Source organism: Fodinisporobacter ferrooxydans (genome assembly GCF_022818495.1).
GTDB lineage: Bacteria > Bacillota > Bacilli > Tumebacillales > MYW30-H2 > Fodinisporobacter > Fodinisporobacter ferrooxydans.
Genome location: NZ_CP089291.1, coordinates 2,878,417 through 2,896,882 on the forward strand (window position 1 = coordinate 2,878,417; position 18,466 = coordinate 2,896,882).

Sequence of the window (18,466 nt, forward strand, 5' to 3'; positions counted from 1 at the left end):
TCCATGGAAACGGGGTGGCAATTTGGGAGAACGTTTGAATTTTGGAAAACGTTTGTTTGATCTGATTGGCGCCGTCCTGCTTTTGGTGCTGTTTTCACCCGTGTTGTTGGTGACAGCCATTTTGGTGCGCAGTAAACTTGGAACACCTGTCATATTTATACAGCAACGGGCAGGATATCAAGGGAGACCCTTTGCAATCTACAAGTTTCGTTCGATGACAAATCAACGGGATGCAGCGGGAAACTTGTTGCCGGACGCCATGAGATTCACCTCATTCGGAAATTTTCTGCGCAGATCGAGTCTGGACGAATTGCCGCAATTGCTCAATGTGTTGAAAGGGGATTTAAGCTTGGTAGGTCCAAGACCGCTCTTTTTGGAATACTTGCCGCATTATACGGCTGCTCATGCCAGACGATTGGAGGTAAAACCGGGGATCACCGGATGGGCTCAGGTCAATGGCCGAAATTTGCTGACATGGGAAGAAAAATTTCAGCTGGATGTGTGGTATGTCGACAATGCAACGGTCTGGTTGGATTTAAAAATCCTTGCAATGACAGTAAAAAAAGTTCTTGCCAAGGAAGGAATCGATGGACAAAATCATCTGCCCGTTCCTTATTTTGCCGGAAACTTGCCGGAAAACACATCAACCGGGAATTGAAATGAATGGCAGCAGCGAGTGGAACGATTTTTTGCGAGGGGTGACCAGGTTGAAAGAAGCAAGCCGACTGGAACGTGCGAGGGCGAAACGCAGGAGGAGACGGCGCAGGCGATTGCTGACTTTCGCCGGAATCTTTGCAGCAGCAGGGATTCTCGCTGCAGTGGCCGATTGGTATTTGCAGCCGCAGCGTCATTTTCAGCAAGTTCCGATTGTCGGGAGACCTGATACGATCACGCAAACCGATACCCCAACACAAATGGATCGTCCAACATTTCCAAAAGAAACCTCCCCATCCCTATCCGACAACGCACTGCAAAATAGCAATCTGCAAAATAACAAAATACAGAAAGATGATGCAAAAAGTGCTTCATTTAACGTGTTGATTTTAGGAATCGATGCAAGAGCCGGCGAACAAGCTGCCAGAACGGATGTGATCATGGTCGCGCACGTGAATCCAAAGGATACAAGCATTCACCTTGTTTCCATCCCGCGTGATACGCGTGTCTATTTGCCGGGCATCGGCGAAACGAAAATCAATCATGCCCACTTTGTAGGAAATCTGCGAGGCGGAAATCATGCTGGAACGAAAATGGCCATTCAAGCTGTGAGTGATTTTTTACATATTCCGATCAACTATTATGCAAAGATGAATTTCCAAGGGTTTCAGCGCTTTATCGATCAAATTGGCGGAGTGGATGTGACATTTTCACGCACGGTCGGCATTTTCAAAGCTGGAACGCACCATCTAAACGGGGAACAGACATTAATGGCAGTACGTGAACGCTACTCGCTGCCAAATGGCGATTTTGGCCGGCAATTCGATCAATCCCTCGTGCTGCGCTCGATCCTTCGGCAAATGCTTCGCCTGGACAACATTCCAAAGCTGCCTGCCGAAATCAAGGAGATTCGCGCCGATGTGATCGACACGAATTTTACATACAGCGATTTGTTGAGTTTTGCCCTTTTGTACAAGGGCCTGGATAATTCTCATATTCAATACGAGCAAATCCCCGGCCACAACGGAGTGGCAATGGACCCTTTAGTGGGCGCAGAACTCGATTACTGGATTCCCGATCGGAACGCCGTACAGAAAATTTCCCATACATTTTTACAGGACCATTAACCCAAATCAATCGATAAACAAAATCCCTACCCTAATCTTTTCCTTTGCGGAGGGGTTCCGCTTATAAATTTCATGCCCACATGTCACGCAATTGTTGTAAAATTAGTAGATCCATCGGGTTGAACCATTCGTTCACAAAGGAAAAACATTACTTTATTGTGGGAAGGTTAGATTATTTTTATGACTTATAAGTTTTTGTATCCTTTATGTGCCAGTCTTTTCATTCTCAGCGGCTGCGCAAAATATGGCGATTCCAAGCAAGTGCAAACGCCTTCGAAAATAGAGAATCTTCCGATTCACAGCAACCTTTTGCAAAAGTTCCCTGTTAAAACAATTGATCATATCGTAGTTGTCATTGAGGAAAATCATGCAGACAAAGAGATTATCGGCAATCCTTCAGCGCCTTATTTTAATTACTTGGCAAAACACGGGGCCAGTTTTACGAATTATCATGCGATTGAACACCCGAGCCAGCCCAATTATCTTGATATTTTTTCCGGATCGAATCAAGGTGTCAAAAGTGATGCCGTACCGCGTACGAGATTTACAACTGCAAACCTTGCATCCGAACTTCTGGCAAAGCATTTCACGTTTGGCGGATATTCGGAAGATTTGCCTGCTGCCGGATTTATGGGAAATCACAATGGATATGCCTTGCTGCCATGGACACAAACCTATGTAAGAAAACACAATCCTTGGGCGGATTTCGCAAATCTGCCGACGGCCGTTAACCTGCCGCTCGCAAAATTCCCGCAGGACTTTGATCGATTGCCGACCGTTTCTTTTGTCATACCGAATCTCAATCACGATATGCACAATGGAACGATCGGGCAAGCCGATACATGGTTAAAGCAGAATCTTGATGCCTATGTGCAATGGGCAAAAAACCATAATAGTTTATTGATTGTTACATGGGACGAAGATGACAACTCGCAAAACAATGTAGTTCCCACCATCTTTGTCGGCCCGATGGTTCAACCGGGAATTTATGCGAGCAATAGCAACCATTTTCAATTGCTTCGGACGATTGAAGATTTATACGGATTGCCCTACGCAGGAAGAAGTGCATTTGTTAAACCGATTATGGATATTTGGAAATAATCTCAGGATCCGTGTCGGAAAATTGGTTTCGTGTTGAGTTGGGTCGTGAACAAGCATAAAAGGGCTTATTCTTTAGTTTTTTCTTATATGACTGACGACAAAGGGATGGTTCGCGTGTGATTCCGTTTAAAAAACGTTACTATGCAGTTGTGCTGACAGCAATCATTAGTATTATGATTGTGATTGCTTTGGTTGCCAGGTTTGCCGGGACATTTCTCTATTTGAATCAACAACCGATACGATCAGATGCCATTATCGTTTTAAGTGGAGGGGCGGAAAGGGTGGCAAAAGGTGTCCGGCTTTATCGTGAAGGATATTCCAGGTATATCATTCTTTCCAATGCATTTGATACAAAACCCGTAAAACCAATCGACCAGATCAAACAATATAACATACCCAAAAAATCGGTCATTCTTGAAACAAAAGCGCAAAGTACGTACGAAAATGCACTGTTTACGGAAAAATTGGTGAAAGAGCATCATTTTACATCTGTCATTGTCGTTTCATCCAATTATCATATGAGAAGGGTTGCATTTAATTTCGGCAAGGTTTACAGCGGAACGGGCATTCGTCTGACCTATTGTGCATCGAATGATCCGCGATTTCATCCGCATCGTTGGTGGGCCAATTCATTCAGCTTGATTACTACATTGGATGAATATATCAAATTAGCGGGAAACGCTTTAGGCATAAATGGTTTGGCGGCAAAAAAAGTGTTGAATCAAATCAACCATTTTCTGTTGTAGTACATGAGTTTTTCCGTTACACTTTTGGTATAGTGAAAAATGTTTCTAATGCACCGTGTTATCAAGGATTTTGAGGATCCAGTTTTTTTGATTTTTGGGTTCGTCGGATGCGAAGATCATTCGCGCGTTAAAAATGTTTTGAGGTGAGCATGTTTGGAAAAATTAGATAAAAAAGACATTCAAAAAATTCGAATGATGGAATATTTTATCACAGCAACAGTCAAAATTATGGAAGATGAAGGAATACAAAATGTCACGATACGGAAAGTCGCTGATATAGCGGGTTACAATAGTGCAACAATTTACAACTATTTTCAAGAAATTTCCCATTTGATTTTCTTTGCTGCAATGACTTTTTTAAAAAAGTATTACGATGCTCTGCCGAAATATATTAAATCGGCTGCAAACCCTTTGGAAAAATATATTTTAATCTGGGAGTGTTTTTGTAAATTCTCTTTTGATGAACCGGAAACGTATCATGCAATTTTTATTGCTAACTTAGGTATTCAAGCAGAAGATTTTCAAGATTATTACACAATTTTTCCTAAAGATATCATCGATATTCCTGAAGAATTAATGCCAATGGTATTAGAATCCAATCTATCTAAAAGGGGAAGAATCGCATTAGAAAGAAGTGTTAAGGAAGGATATATAAAAGCAGAAAATGCTGAAGAAATTAATGAAATGGCAACATTGGTATGGACAGGAATGCTTACATTGTTTTTGAACAACAGAAGAAATTATACTAAAGAGCAAGTAGTACGAGAAACAATGAAATATATTCGGCAAATTGTATTAAATGTTAATTATTTTGATTTTCGTTCATAATCATAAAAATACGACCTTAGGTTATTGTTAAATGTACATACTTTTGAATTCATCCAATCATTGATGCCCATCCAGCCCGAGCCAGTGCTTCCTTATGATCGTTTCGGGCACCAAACAAGCCCCCTCAGGTACGAGGGGGCTGAGTCATTTTCATTCTGTTCGTTTTACCTTGCCGAAGAGTAGGCGAGGGGCGAGCTGTTCACGGTGCTCGACGTTAATCAAGTATATCCGTCTGTTGCAAAGAGTGTCTCGACGCTATAGCTCCTGTACGGCTATTCTTCACTACACTAGATTCACCAAGGGTAGTGTTTTTTGTTTCAGGTGCAAACGCAACACAAATGATCAGGCCGAGAAACGTGAGACCAGTGGCAATATACATCGTTGTCCCGATTCCCATGTTGGTCAGGGCAAATGGAACAGCGAATGTTCCGACAAATGCTCCAATTCGGCTGATTGCAGTCGTGACACCGACAGCTGAGGCGCGTACATCCGTTGGGAAGAGCTCACTAGGGTAAACCAGATCCAACACATTGGGGCCTCCGGAAAAGAGTGCGTAAATTAAAAATCCCGCGAGAACGACCCCGACAGATCCGTTCGGGAAAAGCGCATCGATGAACAGCCCAATGGTCATGAAGAGAAAGGAAAAGATGATGAGCTTCCGCCGCCCCAGTTTGTTCACAAGGAGCATTGCTGGGATGACACCGATTAAGAAAAACAAACTAATCAAAGCAGAGCCTAGAATACTTGCGTTTCCTTTGTCGAGATGGAAGGCAGCGAGAATTTCCGGACCAAACGTATACATTGCAAACAACGGAATAATTTGCAGCATATAAAACGCGCCGACAAACAGGACGCGCCCTAAGTACCCAGGCTCAAACAATTTTGTAAAGCGTGTTTTTTCTTGAACCTCACCTAATGATTCAATATCATATTCAGGTCCAAACACTTGATGAATAACCTGACGCGCCTCATCAATCCGGCCCTTGCTGAGAAGCCAGCGAGGAGACTCCGGCGTCCCAAATCGGAGTAGTACGATGATGACAGCTGGTACTACACTGCTTGCCAGCATCCACCGCCATGCGTTTGGCCCAGTTCCGAGCAAAAGATAGCCAACTATATAAGCTGCAGTTGCTCCAACGTACCATGTACAAAATAAAGAACCAACCAGCGGCCCTCGCTGCTTGCGCGGCAGGAATTCTCCAAGCAGTGCTGTTGTAATCGGATAATCTGCACCAATTGCGATGCCGACTATTAGACGCAAAATAAAGAGCTCAACCGCGTTGCTGACAAAAAATTGCAAAATTGAACCAACAATAAATATGATTAAGTCTATCGTGTAGAGTGCCTGGCGGCCGAGCAAGTCGGATACATAGCCAAACACAAGACCGCCTAAAAAGATGCCTGCCAGTGCAGAAGCGCCAATCAGACCGCTCCATAGAGCACTCAGATGCAACTGGGGAGATAATTGAGACAGTGCGATCCCAATTATACTTAAAATATACCCATCCAGAAACGGCCCGCCGGAAGAATAGATCGTTAGCTTTCGATGAAACGAAGTAAACGGCGCATCTTCTATCAATGCCTTAGAACTCATATCTTCCATCTCCTTTGGTTTGTTGGAATTTGGAATGAAAATGATCTAAAATTGAGTCTCGCAATACGGCAAACAAGATTTCAAACATTTCCCAGCCCCCCTTTTTAAAAAGTTCATAATAATTTGAAAATATGAGCTATAATACTGATTATGAAATAATCATGATTATTATACCTATACATGAAAGCGATTACAATATCATTTATAAAAAATCCTGAATTTTAAAAAAACAGTTCACAATTTATATAATCATGATTATAATATAATCGAGATCGAAAATGGCTAAGGAGGGAGATTCATTGAAATTAGAAGTTGGAAATTTTTTTGTCAAGGATGTCCTATTTGGTTCCGAAACATCGTTTCAAAATGGAATTTTGACAATTGATAAAGAAGAAGCTTTACAAGTCGTTCGTCAAGATGATCATATTACGGATGTGGATTTAGTAATTGCAAAACCAGGTGATCCTATCCGTATTATTCCGGTAAAAGAAGCGATCGAACCGCGGTGTAAAGTTTCGGGAGGAGTCATGTTCCCAGGTGCGCTAAATAAGCTTGCACCCGCTGGGTCCGGCCGTACACATGTGCTGAAAGGTAGTTGTGTATTGGCGGTCGGGAAACACTGGGGCGGATTTCAGGACGGACTGATTGATATGAGTGGCCCAGGTGCAGAGAGAACCATGTTTTCTCAACTCATTCACATCTGCTTGGTTGCAGATACAGATGAAGAGTTTGAAAGATACGAGCAGCAAAAGCGGAATAAAGCATTGCGCTGGGCTGGTATGAGGCTGGCCGAGTATATTGGTCAGTGTGTAAAAAACAGGGAACCGGAAGAAATGGAAATCTATGATCTTCCTGCAATCGATAAAAGAAGCGCGGAGGTGAATCAACTTCCGGGTGTGGTATATGTTTTGCAATTGCAGTCGCAAATGCTTGAAAACGGATACAATGCCTTGGTATATGGGTGGGATACAAATCATATGGTGCCGACGCTCATCCATCCGAACGAACTGCTGGATGGTGCGGTCATTTCGGGAAGCTTTATGCCTTGTTCGTCGAAAATTTCAACATATCAACATGTGAATAACGCCACCATTAAACGCTTAATGAAAGAACATGGGAAGACAATTAATTTTTTAGGTGTCATCTTGACGAACCTTAATGTTCAATTGGAAGAGAAGAATCGTTCCGCACTGTTTGTCAGACACATAGCAACTACTTTGGGGGCAAAGGGAGCCGTTGTTTGTGAAGAAGGGTATGGGAATCCGGATGCCGATTTTATTGCAGTGATCAATGAATTGGAAGATGCGGGAATTCGAGTTGTCGGCATTACGAATGAATGTACGGGCCGAGATGGACGCTCCCAATCATTGGTAGATCTTTCGGAAAAGGCAAATGCAATCGTATCAACTGGCAATGTTTCCGAATTATTAAAACTTCCGCCGATGGAGATCGTTATTGGTGAACTTGAAGCATTGGCACGGGACGGAAACTCAGGCGGCTGGGAAGGCTGTGTAAAAGAAGACGGATCTATTGAAATGGAGAATAATGGAATGTTCTGTTCCGACGGAAACACGGGTGAATTTATTAAAACCGTTGTTGAATTATAGGAGGTGACTCGAATGAAAAAAGCTGTCCATTATATCAATCAATTTTTTGGGCAAATCGGGGGAGAGGAAAAGGCGGACCATCTTCCTGAAATACGGGATGGGGTTGTCGGGCCCGGGATGCTGCTAAGAAGCCTGCTTGCTCCCGAAATAGAAGTTACACATACAGTCATTTGTGGCGATAATTATTTCGGATCGAAGAAAGAACTGGCGATCGGGCAAATTTTAAGCTTTTTGTCTGATATAGAATTTGATTACTTTATTGCAGGTCCTGCTTTTCTCGCTGGTCGGTATGGATTTGCTTGCGCGGAAATTTGCAAAGCGGTGCAAGAGAAATTCGGTGTATCTGTCGTAACGAGCATGCATGTCGAAAACCCTGCCGTTGAAATGTTTCGTAAACAACTTCATATCTTCAGCGGCGGCAACAGCGCTGCTGCCATGAGAAAAGATGTGCCCGTGCTGGCAAATTTCTTGAAAAAGCTCGCAAAGAGAGAACAAATCGGGGCGGCAAGCACAGAAGGTTATTTTCCGCGTGGAATACGATTGGAGTCTTTTACAGAAGTACCGGCAGCGGACCGGGTAGTAGACATGCTTCTCAAAAAATTAAATGGAGCAGCGTTTGTGACGGAAATGCCCATGCCAAAGATAGATGTTGTTCCTATTGCACCGCCAGTTGACTTGAGTACGGCAACTGTGGCTGTTGTAAGTTCCGGAGGTATTGTTCCAGCAGGAAATCCCGATCGTATACAATCTGCTTCCGCGACCAAATGGGGAAAATATAGCATTTCTAACCTAGATTCATTGGCGGCAGGGGAATGGCAGACGATTCATGCCGGATTTGATCCCACACTTGCAAACGAAAACCCTAACGTTATTGTACCATTGGATGTTCTTCGTGAATTTGAGAGAGAAGGCAGAATAGGGAAGCTGCATGATTATATCTATTGCACTGTCGGGACCGGGACGAGTCAGGCAGATGCGATGCGGATGGGACAAGAGATTGCCCAACAGTTACACGAGGCCAATGTCTCCGCCATCATTTTAACATCCACCTGAGGAACTTGTACACGTTGCGGTGCAACGATAACGAGAGAGCTTGAGCGTAGTGGTTTTACGATTGTTCAAATGTGCAACTTGGTTCCGATTGCCAAAACAGTCGGTGCAAACCGTATTGTTCCGACAGTTTCCATTCCTTGCCCGCTAGGAAATCCGAATCTTTCCAAGGAGGACCAGTGGAAGCTGCGAAAACACCGTGTTGCCGTTGCTTTGGATGCTTTGGCTACAGAGATTGATGCAGCTACTGTATTTGAAGTGAAAATCTAGTTTAGTCGGGAGAGTTTACAGATATGTCAAACAATGTATATGACGTCATCATTGCCGGTGCCGGTCCTGCAGGAATGACAGCAGCTGTCTATGCATCGCGTGCGAACATGAAAACTCTGATGATCGAGAAAACCACTCCAGGCGGTCAAATGGTCAATACAGAGGATATCGAAAATTATCCGGGATATGAATCCATTTTAGGACCGGAGCTTTCGGAAAAAATGTTTCAGCATGCAAAGAAATTCGGTTCGGAATATATCCGGGGGCATATCAGGGAAATCAAGAATGATAATCCCTATAAAACAGTTCTTGTTGATGAGCAAGAATATAAGGCGAAATCGGTCATTGTTGCAACGGGTGCGGAACATCGGAAACTTGGAGTTCCCGGAGAGATTGAACTTTCCGGCCGCGGAGTATCGTACTGTGCCGTTTGTGACGGCGCTTTCTTCGAAGATTTGGAACTGGTGGTTGTCGGAGGCGGTGATTCTGCTGTCGAAGAGGCAATCTTCCTGACGCGCTTTGCCAGCAAAGTAACGATCGTTCATCGGCGTGACGAGTTGCGGGCGCAAAAAATCATTCAAAAACGGGCAATGGAGAATGAGAAAATTCAGTTTATCTGGAACAGCCAAGTGAAAGAAATCAGAGGGGACAACATGGTATCAAGTGTTGTAATTCAAGATATCATCACCGGGGAGGAGACAGACTATTCTTGCCATGGGGTGTTTATCTATGTGGGAATGGATCCGATCTCCGATTGTGTGAAACGGTTAGGAATCACGAATGAACATGGGTACATTCTCACAGATGATCTCATGCGGACAAATGTACCGGGAATATTTGCAGCAGGAGATGTACGTGAGAAAACATTGCGGCAGGTAGTCACTGCAACAGGGGACGGAGGTCTTGCAGCCCAATCGGCTCAGCAGTATGTTGAAGATTTGGATGAGAGACTCAGGGAGGAATCCCGAACTCAAGTTGAAAAAAAAGCAGTATAAATTCGGAACATTAGACAAACAGGAGGCTAATTATGATAACGCCGGTTATTAAAGGTACTTCGTCAGTCATCATTCATATTCCTAGCCTGGTACGCCATGGATCCAAACCAGAGAGAGAAATCAGGAAAGACCCTTTGCTTCTGGAAAAAATTATAGACAGTTTAAGAAGTTATGAGGATGCAGTTTCATATCCGCCCAATCAAACGTTTATCGGCAACATGAGACCTGATTCTTTACGGGAAATCCCAAGGCCTTGGGTTCAATCGCCCATTCAAAATGCCGGTCGTTTTAGCACAAACGGAGAAATCATGCCGGAAGACGAGTTTTACGGATGGTTGAAACTATCTGATGAATATAATCTTGTGATGCTTGAAGAATGCTTTCTGGCAAAAGTAAAAGAAAAAATGGCAGGACATCCTTTAATTGAAGATGGCGACTTGCAACGGCTTGGAAAAGGTGCGAATAGGGCTGAGATTGAAGAAGCCATTGCGGCCTGCAAAGGGATCCCTTTGCACGTAAATAAAACGGAAGTCATTGGATGTTTTTTAACCGGCCATGAAGAAGATGATAATTTAACAGCTGAAATTCTCTTGGAGAATTTGTGCAATAAGGCATCCGGCCTGGTTGCGATGCGGCATGCTTTAAAATCGTTTGATGTTTCGCCGGAGCAAATTGAGTATGTGATCGGGTGTGACGAAGAGGCTGTAGGTGACCGCTACCAACGGGGCGGCGGCAATATGGCGAAATCGATCGCAGAATTGGCCGGATGTGTCAATGCGAGCGGTTCCGACCTTAAATCCTTTTGCTGTGCGCCGACCCATGCGGTCGTTGTGGCTGCAAGCCTTGTTCAATCCGGCTTATATGATGAAGTGCTTGTCGTTGGCGGAGGGTGCTTGGCAAAGCTTGGAATGAAACTTGCCGGACATTTAAAACATGATATGCCGATTCTGGAGGATCAACTGGGCGCGATTGCCATTTTGATCGGGAAGGACGATGGAAAAAGCCCTGTGATCCGACTCGATGCGGTTGGGAAACACAATATTTCAGCTGGTTCATCCGCACAGAATATTTATCAGACACTCGTTGTAAACCCACTTGAGGGCATCGGCAAAAAAATACTGGATATTGATAAGTATTCGGTAGAAATGCACAATCCGGAAGTTACGGAACCAAACGGCAATGGGGATGTACCGAAGACCAATTATCGAACACTCGCAAGCATCGCTGTGATACGCGGGGAAATGGACAAAGCAAAGATCCCGGAATTCGAAATATCCTATGGAATGCCCGGATTCTCTCCCACGCAAGGGCATATTGCCGCAGCCATTCCTTTTCTTGTTCATGCCAGAGAGATGATCATGAATGGTGAAATCAACAACACCATGTTTATCGCAAAAGGTAGTTTATTCCTGGGGAAAATGACAAAATTATCGGATGGAATGTCATTTCTGATTGAAAAAAACACAGGAGGCCTGGAGAGATGATCGAGGTAAACAAAGAAAATTTCACAATAGAAGTTCTTGAATCCGAAATGCCCGTTTTGGTCGATATATGGGGACCTTCCTGTCAACCTTGTCTTGCTTTGCTGCCGCAAGTGGAAAGCCTTTCTGAAACCTATCGTGAAAAGGTAAAAATCGTGAAATTAAATAGTGCACAAAATCGCAGGCTTTGTATTGATTTAAAAGTAATAGGATTACCGGCCTTTCTGCTTTATAAGAATGGAATAGAAGTCAGTAGACTAAGCAGCAAAGACATTGCGATTCAAGATATTGAAAACGTGCTGGCTGAGCAAGTCTAATAAAAAATTGTCACACGTACTTGTAGATTCATTTTTAAATTCAATTTCAAAAAAGGAGAGATTTTTATGTCGCTACAAGGCAAGAAAGTTTTTATTCTCGGTGAGAGAGATGGCGTGCCTGCTCCCGCTATTGCTGAGTGTGTACAGGCAGCCAATGGAGAAATCATATTTTTTGATACCCAATGTTTTGTCTGAACGGCTGCCGGAGCAATGGACCTTGAGGTTCAAGGTCGCCTTATGAAAGCAGTGGAAGAGCATGGCAAAGAAAATATACTGATACTTTTAGGTTCTCCGGACGCCGAAAGTGCGGACATTTATGCTGAAACAGTCACGTTGGGGGATCCGACATACGCGGGACCGTTGGCCGGGGTTTCATTGGGCCTCGACGTCTATCACATTTTGGAGGACGAAATAAAGGCACTCATACCCGAAGGTGTATATCAAGAACAAGCAGGTGTTGCTGAATTATCTTTAGATAAGGATGCAATTTGTGAAATTATGAAAACTGCTCGTTCGAAAATAAAATAGTGAAAAGCGTTGATCCATATTTTCACCAAAGCAGTTAGCTGTAAATTGGGCCATTCAAACCAAGTACGATTTGGTTTGAATGGCCTTTACAACGAAACTCCGTTCTTAATAGAATCAGCCCTACGAACGATTCAATGATTGTCAAGCCTTCCGAACTGACACCTTTGTCAGCTTTGGAAATTGCGAAAATATTCGAAGAAAAAAAGCTGAACTTATAGAATAGGAATATCTTGTTAATACTCTTTTTAATACCATCATGCAAAACGAATAAACAATAAAGGAGCATAGATAGATGACAGTTTCCGCAGAATCAACGGGTCATGGCCGTTACAGGGATCGAATCTTGCAAGTGGAACCGTATGGCGTCGAAAGAGTCGATGCATCGGAACGTCATGGCACACCGTTTCAACTCTTTACATTGTGGCTCGGGGCCAATTTGTCCATTGCGGATTTTGCGCTTGGATTTCTTCCGGTACATTTGGGATTGTCTTGGCCAATGATACTGGGAAGTATCATAATAGGGAACATACTGGGAGGAGTATTGCTTGCTTTGGCGGCTGTCATGGGACCGACGTTTGGTCTTCCGCAATTGATGATCGGCCGGATGTCCTTTGGGAGAATCGGCGGATATCTACCTGCCTTGTTGAACTGGATCAGTACGGTTGGCTGGTTTACGGTCAATAATATTTTAGGTGTATTCGGTTTGCAGATCCTGTTTCCGCGCCTTTCATTTATCGTAGGCAGCATCATCCTGATTCTCGTGCAAGGATTTTTGGCGATTTATGGACATAATCTGATTCATTCTTTTGAACGCATCATGGCTGTTGTGCTTGGCATTCTCTTTTTGATCGCTTCATTTCTCACAGGTTCGCAAATCGCTGCTGTTTCCTATGCCGGAACTACCCCTCATCCACTGGCAATGGCAGTCATTGTTGCGGGAGCAGCGTTTTCCTATATTGCGAGTTGGGCGCCGTATGCGTCCGATTATAGTCGCTATCTTCCGGAACATACGTCAATGGCAAAAGGGTTTGTGTGGGCGTTTCTGGGATCTGTCGCAGCTTCCTTATGGCTTGAGATTTTAGGGGCTGTTACTGCTGGTATCGCCGGTCCCCATGGCGGGAATGCGATCCATGCATTGGCCAATGTCACGGGAAGATGGGCGATACCGATGGTGATTGCGATAATTCTTGGCGGAGTAGCGGCGAATGCACTGAATTTATATTCCAATGCGTTGTCGGCGGGAGCCCTTGATCTTCGAATGAGTCGTACTGGTTTAACGGTTGTGGCGATGGTCGTGGGGCTTTTTTTAAGTCTTGCAGGCGCGGGGAGATTTGAAAGTTTTTACGAAAATTTCTTGCTGTTGCTTGGGTATTGGGTGACGCCGTGGATTGCAATACTCATTGTAGACTTCTTTATATTTCGACATCGATCCGTTGTTCGTATTGAAAAAGGAACCGTTCCAAATTCCGTGGGAAGTGGAGTGGGTGCTTTTTTGCTTGGCATACTTGTGTCGATCCCGTTTATGAGCAGTACACTTTATACAGGCCCGGTTGCCAAGCTGCTAAATGGCGCCGATCTCAGTTTTTATGTGGGATTTCTGGCTGCCGGCATCCTGTATTTCATATTTCGGCGAAATTCTATGGCAAGAGCTTAAGGGATTGACAAACATGGATTTTTTAATCTATTTGAAAAAAAGGTTGGGAGCATCCGGGAGAATGGATGCTCTATTTTATATAAAATTGTATCTCGGGTTTACAAAAATCGCGATTAATTATCAAAAAATTGTTGTAATTCAGAATTGAACATGCTATTATTTTTGTAAGAATTACAACAAAATTTTAATCATTAAAATTTTGTTGTAAATAAAAAGGGGTTGCTGGTGGATGTCATACAGTTACGTTTCACACTTGTATTGCCCGAAATGTGAATCTGTTTACAATGTAAAGGATGTACATCAATTATGTACGTGTGGTTCTCCGCTATTGGTGAACTATCACCTTGACGAATTACGCCGAAAACTTCATCCAAGTGATTTGCTAGAGCGAGATTCAACGATTTGGAGATACCATGAATTACTTCCGGTGGAAGAACAGAAACATGTAGTTTCATTGGGTGAAGGAATGACTCCTTTCATTCCAATGCCTAAATTGGGAAAGGATATGTCTATTTCGAACTTGTATATGAAAGATGAGGGAATTATTCCAACTGGTACTTTTAAGGCGCGCGGTGCCGCAGTTGGCGTATCAAAAGCAAAAGAATTGGGTATTCAGGAGTTGGCTATGCCGACAAACGGGAATGCCGGAGCTGCTTGGGCGCTTTACGCAGCAAGAGCTGGAATACGCACAACGGTTGTCATGCCGGTTGATGCACCGATGATTACGAGAAATGAGTGTGCGATATCCGGCTCGAATCTTTATTTGGTAAACGGTTTGATTAGTGACGCGGGGAAAATAGTGGGACAGGCGGTAAGAGATTATGAGCTTTTCGATGCTTCAACATTAAAAGAACCTTACAGAATTGAAGGAAAGAAAACGATGGGATTAGAAATTGCCGAACAAATGGGATGGAAAATGCCGGATGTCATTTTATATCCTACTGGCGGTGGAGTAGGCATTATCGGTATATACAAAGCGTTAACCGAATTGCAAACACTTGGTTGGGTTCAAGGACCACTCCCTAGATTGGTAGCTGTTCAAGCGGCTGGATGTGCGCCGATTGTAAAGGCCTGGGAAGAAGAGAAAACGGAGTCGGAATTTTGGGCAAACTCTTCTACGATAGCATTTGGTATAAACGTCCCGAAAGCTCTTGGAGATTTCCTTGTCCTTGATGCGATTTACAAAACAAATGGATGCGCCATTGCCATTGACGACACGTCTATATTAGTTGAACAACAAAAAGTTGCAGTACTTGAAGGTTCTTTTATATGCCCTGAAGGAGCTTCTACCTTTGTAGCGGCCAGAAGATTAAGAGAGAGCGGTTGGATTAAAGAAGGCGAGACCGTCGTTGCGCTTAATACCGGGCTAGGCATTAAATATCCGGATACTGTACGCGTAGAAGTACCGTTATTACAACCTGAGGAATGTATTCAAAGAGGACTGATGGTGTAGATGAAAGAGTGTCATAAAGCAATTTTTGATTTGGCTATTCGAACAGCAGATATGCTCGTGAAAATGTTCGGGTCACGCTGTGAAGTAGCCGTTCATAATTTTGATAATTTGGAACAGTCTTTAATTCATTTGGCTGGTTCCATCACAGATCGAAAAATTGGTTCTCCTATTACGGATTTGGTGTTACAAGAATTAAACAAGCCGATAACAGAAATAAACGATATGCCCAATTACAAAACTCAAAGCAAAAATGGGATTGTTATGAAATCATCTACCGTTTTTTTACGGGATGCAGACGATCACATTATTGGCGCACTTTGCATGAATTACGATATCAGCTTGCTAATGCAACTGGAAGGAGAAGTTGGAAATTTTATTACATTTGATGAAGAACAATCAAAATCAGAAAATTTTTTCTCCTCTGTGCACGATGTGATTCAGGGTATGGCTGAACAGGTGCTGCAAGGATTCAAAAAGGCGCCGTCCGTAATGAGCATGGACGAAAAAGTAGAGTGTGTTCGGCAACTCGAACAAAGAGGGACATTTTTAATCAAAGGGGCAACGGAATACGTAGCAACCATTCTAGGTGTCTCGAAGTTTACGATTTATAACTATCTGCAAAAAATTCGAACGCATAATGAATATCATATAGAGGAGGAAGTAAAAGAAAAATGATGAAAATGATTCATACTGAAAAAGCGCCGCCAGCAATTGGATCCTATTCCCAGGCAATGAAAGCAGGAGAATTTCTTTTTCTTTCAGGTCAAATTCCCATAAATCCCGAAACAAATGAAGTTGTAGAAAAGAACATGATTCTTCAAACACAGCAAGTCATGAGAAATATTAAAGCGATTTTAGAAAGTGAAGGCGTTACATTCGAGCATATTGTGAAAACAACCATATTTGTTAAGGATTTGAATCAGTTTGCATCTATTAATGAAGAGTATGGTAGATTCTTGGGGAATCATCGCCCTGCTCGTTCAACAGTGGAGGTAAGTCGCCTTCCGAAAGATGTACTGGTCGAAATTGAAGCCATTGCCTATATGGGTGGTTCCCAAAACTAAAAACGCTGTCGTATATCCACTCAACAAAAGAAAAATTGAACGAACTTCCTTTTCACTGATTTGCAGATAACAAAGAAAAATGAGTTCCTTTGGTTTATCCTCAATGTATTACTTTGCTTCTATGACATCTGCTGCATGTTATTCGATAGCTCGAAATACTTTTTCAGTAATATTCCTGAGCCAGTGTATCAACTTGTTCAGAGAGAGTATCGATCCCATCTATTACCGTTGTAATAATCATTTACCTTTCTCATTTGCAAGTAATAAAGCCATTGCCTTGATAAACACAAAGAGGCAGATGAATCTATGCCGATTTAAAACCATATTTTTATATGCTACATTCATACTCATTTACCGCTATGTTCTTGAAAATTATATAACTAAAGGGAGTTGATGCGAATGGATGCTATTGCATTGCGGCGGGAGTTTCATAAATATCCGGAGGTTGGTTTTACGGAATTTCGTACTGCATCGAAGGTTGTGGAAATCCTAAAGTCTCTTGGTTACGAGGTGATATATGGTGCTGCTGCGTTAGACCCGCAATCCCGACGAGGTGTTCCTTCTGAAGAAGAACTTGAAGCCGCATATAATAGGGCACTGGCGGGTGGAGCCAACCCAAAAATTATTGAAAAAATGAAAGGGGGAAATACGGCAGTCATTGGCATCTTGAAAGGGAAAAGAACTGGCCCGACTGTTGCATTCCGCTTCGATATGGATGCGTTGCCTATTCAAGAAAGTACAGATCTCGATCATTTTCCACAATCCTCTGAGTTCAGGTCAAAATATGAAGGGAACATGCATGCTTGTGCACATGACGCCCATACGGCGATCGGGTTAAGTCTTGCAGAAAAAATGTCAGATCAAAATTTTTCAGGAACGCTTAAATTAATCTTCCAACCGGCAGAAGAAGGTGGACGTGGCGCTTATTCCATTGTGAAAAAGGGTATGGCAGACGATATTGATCAGCTTTTTTGTCTGCATCTTGGTCTTGATGTTCCTTTAGGAGAAATTTATGGCGGATCAAAAGATTTACTTGCCACTACCAAATTACTCGCGCATTTTCACGGTGTTCCTTCTCATTCCGGTATTTCACCGGAGAAAGGCCGAAACGCATTATTAGGTGCTGCAACCGCATTATTGAACATTCATTCTCTTCCAAGGTTCAGTTCGTGTCCTACACGTGTAAATGTGGGCGTGTTAGAAGGAGGAACAGCGCCAAATATTATTCCACAATACGCAAAAATGATTATTGAGACACGAGCTTCATTGGCGGAAATAAACAACGAATTGGAAAAACGAGTGCGAGATATTATTGAGCATAGTGCTGCCATGCATGGTTTGCGCTATGAAATAGAAGTGATTGGTGAAGCAACTACCCTCGTATGTGATGAGAATATGATTGCAACAGTCCTTGAACAAGCAAAAAACACGAGGGGATTTGACTCTTTCAAAGAGTATTATAATTTTGGAGGAAGTGAAGATGCCAGTTTCCTGATTCGTCGCGTTCAGGAGTGCGGAGGTCAAGGGACGTATATGGTCATAGGCACTCCGATTGCTGCACCTCATCATCATCAAAAATTTGATATTGGAGAAGACGCAATTCCTATGAGTGTGGAACTTTTGGAACGTATTGCAAAACGCACGTTACATGTACGGGAGGGTTAACAGTGAACCGCAAAAAAAGAGTGCCAAAATATTGGATTTTCCTTCTTGTGCCATATATTTGGGATGTGTTGCTGATTCCCTTTATAAATACTAGTAAGATCCATCCGTTCGGTATCCCTTTTTTACTGCTATGGATGCTGCTTGGTGTGATCGTTGTGAGCATTTTCATCGGAGTCGTTTATTATCTCGACATACAATCGAATCATTCCGCCGAGCAGACAATTCAAATGATACATCACGTTGAATCGAAAGGAAGCTGAAATTGCACTTCGGCATGGCAATCTTTCAATACCTGGGAAGACCGAAAATTTTGCCATGCTCAATAGGGGAAG

18 protein-coding genes are annotated in these 18,466 nt (G+C 43.1%); 17 read left to right on the forward strand and 1 reads right to left on the reverse strand.

What is annotated here, in order from left to right; translation table 11 throughout:
- The first annotated feature begins 22 nt into the window (after positions 1-22).
- From LSG31_RS13705 to LSG31_RS13725, 5 genes are all read left to right on the forward strand, one after another.
- Complete coding sequence (locus LSG31_RS13705; RefSeq protein ID WP_347435652.1) at positions 23-658, forward strand: sugar transferase; 636 nt, start codon at positions 23-25, stop codon at positions 656-658.
- Entirely contained in the window at positions 588-1,781 is a 1,194-nt protein-coding gene (locus LSG31_RS13710) for an LCP family protein (protein ID WP_347435653.1), read from the forward strand. The genes LSG31_RS13705 and LSG31_RS13710 overlap by 71 nt, the downstream gene beginning before the upstream one ends.
- Positions 1,782-1,961: 180 nt before the next feature.
- Entirely contained in the window at positions 1,962-2,882 is a 921-nt protein-coding gene (locus LSG31_RS13715) for an alkaline phosphatase family protein (protein WP_347435654.1), read from the forward strand.
- A 116-nt stretch (positions 2,883-2,998) separates the two neighbouring features.
- Positions 2,999-3,628 carry a YdcF family protein gene (locus LSG31_RS13720; RefSeq protein WP_347435655.1) on the forward strand — a complete coding sequence of 210 codons (630 nt, stop codon included), beginning with the start codon at positions 2,999-3,001 and terminating at the stop codon, positions 3,626-3,628.
- Positions 3,629-3,781: 153 nt separating this feature from the next.
- Complete coding sequence (locus LSG31_RS13725; RefSeq protein ID WP_347435656.1) at positions 3,782-4,456, forward strand: TetR/AcrR family transcriptional regulator; 675 nt, start codon at positions 3,782-3,784, stop codon at positions 4,454-4,456.
- A 214-nt stretch (positions 4,457-4,670) separates the two neighbouring features.
- Here LSG31_RS13725 and LSG31_RS13730 read toward each other — a convergent pair whose 3' ends face one another.
- Positions 4,671-6,050, reverse strand: coding sequence for an MFS transporter (locus LSG31_RS13730; protein WP_347435657.1), 1,380 nt, complete (start codon positions 6,048-6,050; stop codon positions 4,671-4,673).
- A gap of 299 nt (positions 6,051-6,349) precedes the next feature.
- Here LSG31_RS13730 and LSG31_RS13735 point away from each other — a divergent pair, with 299 nt between their 5' ends.
- The 12 genes from LSG31_RS13735 (at position 6,350) to LSG31_RS13790 (ending at position 18,394) form a co-directional block, all read left to right on the forward strand.
- Positions 6,350-7,657: a glycine/sarcosine/betaine reductase component B subunit gene (locus tag LSG31_RS13735; protein ID WP_347435658.1), complete on the forward strand. Its 1,308-nt coding sequence runs from the start codon at positions 6,350-6,352 to the stop codon at positions 7,655-7,657.
- Between the two features lie 12 nt (positions 7,658-7,669).
- Positions 7,670-8,977, forward strand: coding sequence for a glycine/betaine/sarcosine/D-proline family reductase selenoprotein B (locus LSG31_RS13740; RefSeq protein WP_347435659.1), 1,308 nt, complete (start codon positions 7,670-7,672; stop codon positions 8,975-8,977).
- Positions 8,978-9,000: 23 nt separating this feature from the next.
- On the forward strand, positions 9,001-9,972 hold the full coding sequence (trxB, locus tag LSG31_RS13745; RefSeq protein WP_347435660.1) for a thioredoxin-disulfide reductase: 972 nt from the start codon (positions 9,001-9,003) through the stop codon (positions 9,970-9,972).
- A 32-nt stretch (positions 9,973-10,004) separates the two neighbouring features.
- A complete protein-coding gene (gene grdC / locus LSG31_RS13750) occupies positions 10,005-11,456 on the forward strand; it encodes a glycine/sarcosine/betaine reductase complex component C subunit beta (protein ID WP_347435661.1) in 1,452 nt (483 codons plus the stop codon).
- Positions 11,453-11,770, forward strand: a complete 318-nt coding sequence (locus LSG31_RS13755; protein ID WP_347435662.1) for a thioredoxin family protein — start codon at positions 11,453-11,455, stop codon at positions 11,768-11,770. The genes grdC and LSG31_RS13755 overlap by 4 nt, the downstream gene beginning before the upstream one ends.
- 66 nt (positions 11,771-11,836) lie before the next feature.
- Positions 11,837-12,298, forward strand: a complete 462-nt coding sequence (grdA, locus tag LSG31_RS13760; RefSeq protein WP_347435663.1) for a glycine/sarcosine/betaine reductase complex selenoprotein A — start codon at positions 11,837-11,839, stop codon at positions 12,296-12,298.
- A gap of 292 nt (positions 12,299-12,590) precedes the next feature.
- Positions 12,591-13,952, forward strand: a complete 1,362-nt coding sequence (locus LSG31_RS13765; RefSeq protein ID WP_347435664.1) for a purine-cytosine permease family protein — start codon at positions 12,591-12,593, stop codon at positions 13,950-13,952.
- Between the two features lie 229 nt (positions 13,953-14,181).
- Positions 14,182-15,405 (forward strand): threonine synthase, encoded by a 1,224-nt coding sequence (locus LSG31_RS13770; protein WP_347435665.1) that lies wholly within the window; start codon positions 14,182-14,184, stop codon positions 15,403-15,405.
- Complete coding sequence (locus LSG31_RS13775) at positions 15,406-16,080, forward strand: helix-turn-helix transcriptional regulator (RefSeq protein ID WP_347435666.1); 675 nt, start codon at positions 15,406-15,408, stop codon at positions 16,078-16,080.
- Positions 16,077-16,469, forward strand: coding sequence for a RidA family protein (locus LSG31_RS13780; protein WP_347435667.1), 393 nt, complete (start codon positions 16,077-16,079; stop codon positions 16,467-16,469). Before LSG31_RS13775 ends, LSG31_RS13780 begins: the two co-directional genes overlap by 4 nt.
- 399 nt (positions 16,470-16,868) lie before the next feature.
- Complete coding sequence (locus LSG31_RS13785; protein WP_347435668.1) at positions 16,869-18,134, forward strand: amidohydrolase; 1,266 nt, start codon at positions 16,869-16,871, stop codon at positions 18,132-18,134.
- Positions 18,135-18,136: 2 nt separating this feature from the next.
- On the forward strand, positions 18,137-18,394 hold the full coding sequence (locus tag LSG31_RS13790; protein ID WP_347435669.1) for a DUF3311 domain-containing protein: 258 nt from the start codon (positions 18,137-18,139) through the stop codon (positions 18,392-18,394).
- The last annotated feature ends 72 nt before the right edge of the window (positions 18,395-18,466 follow it).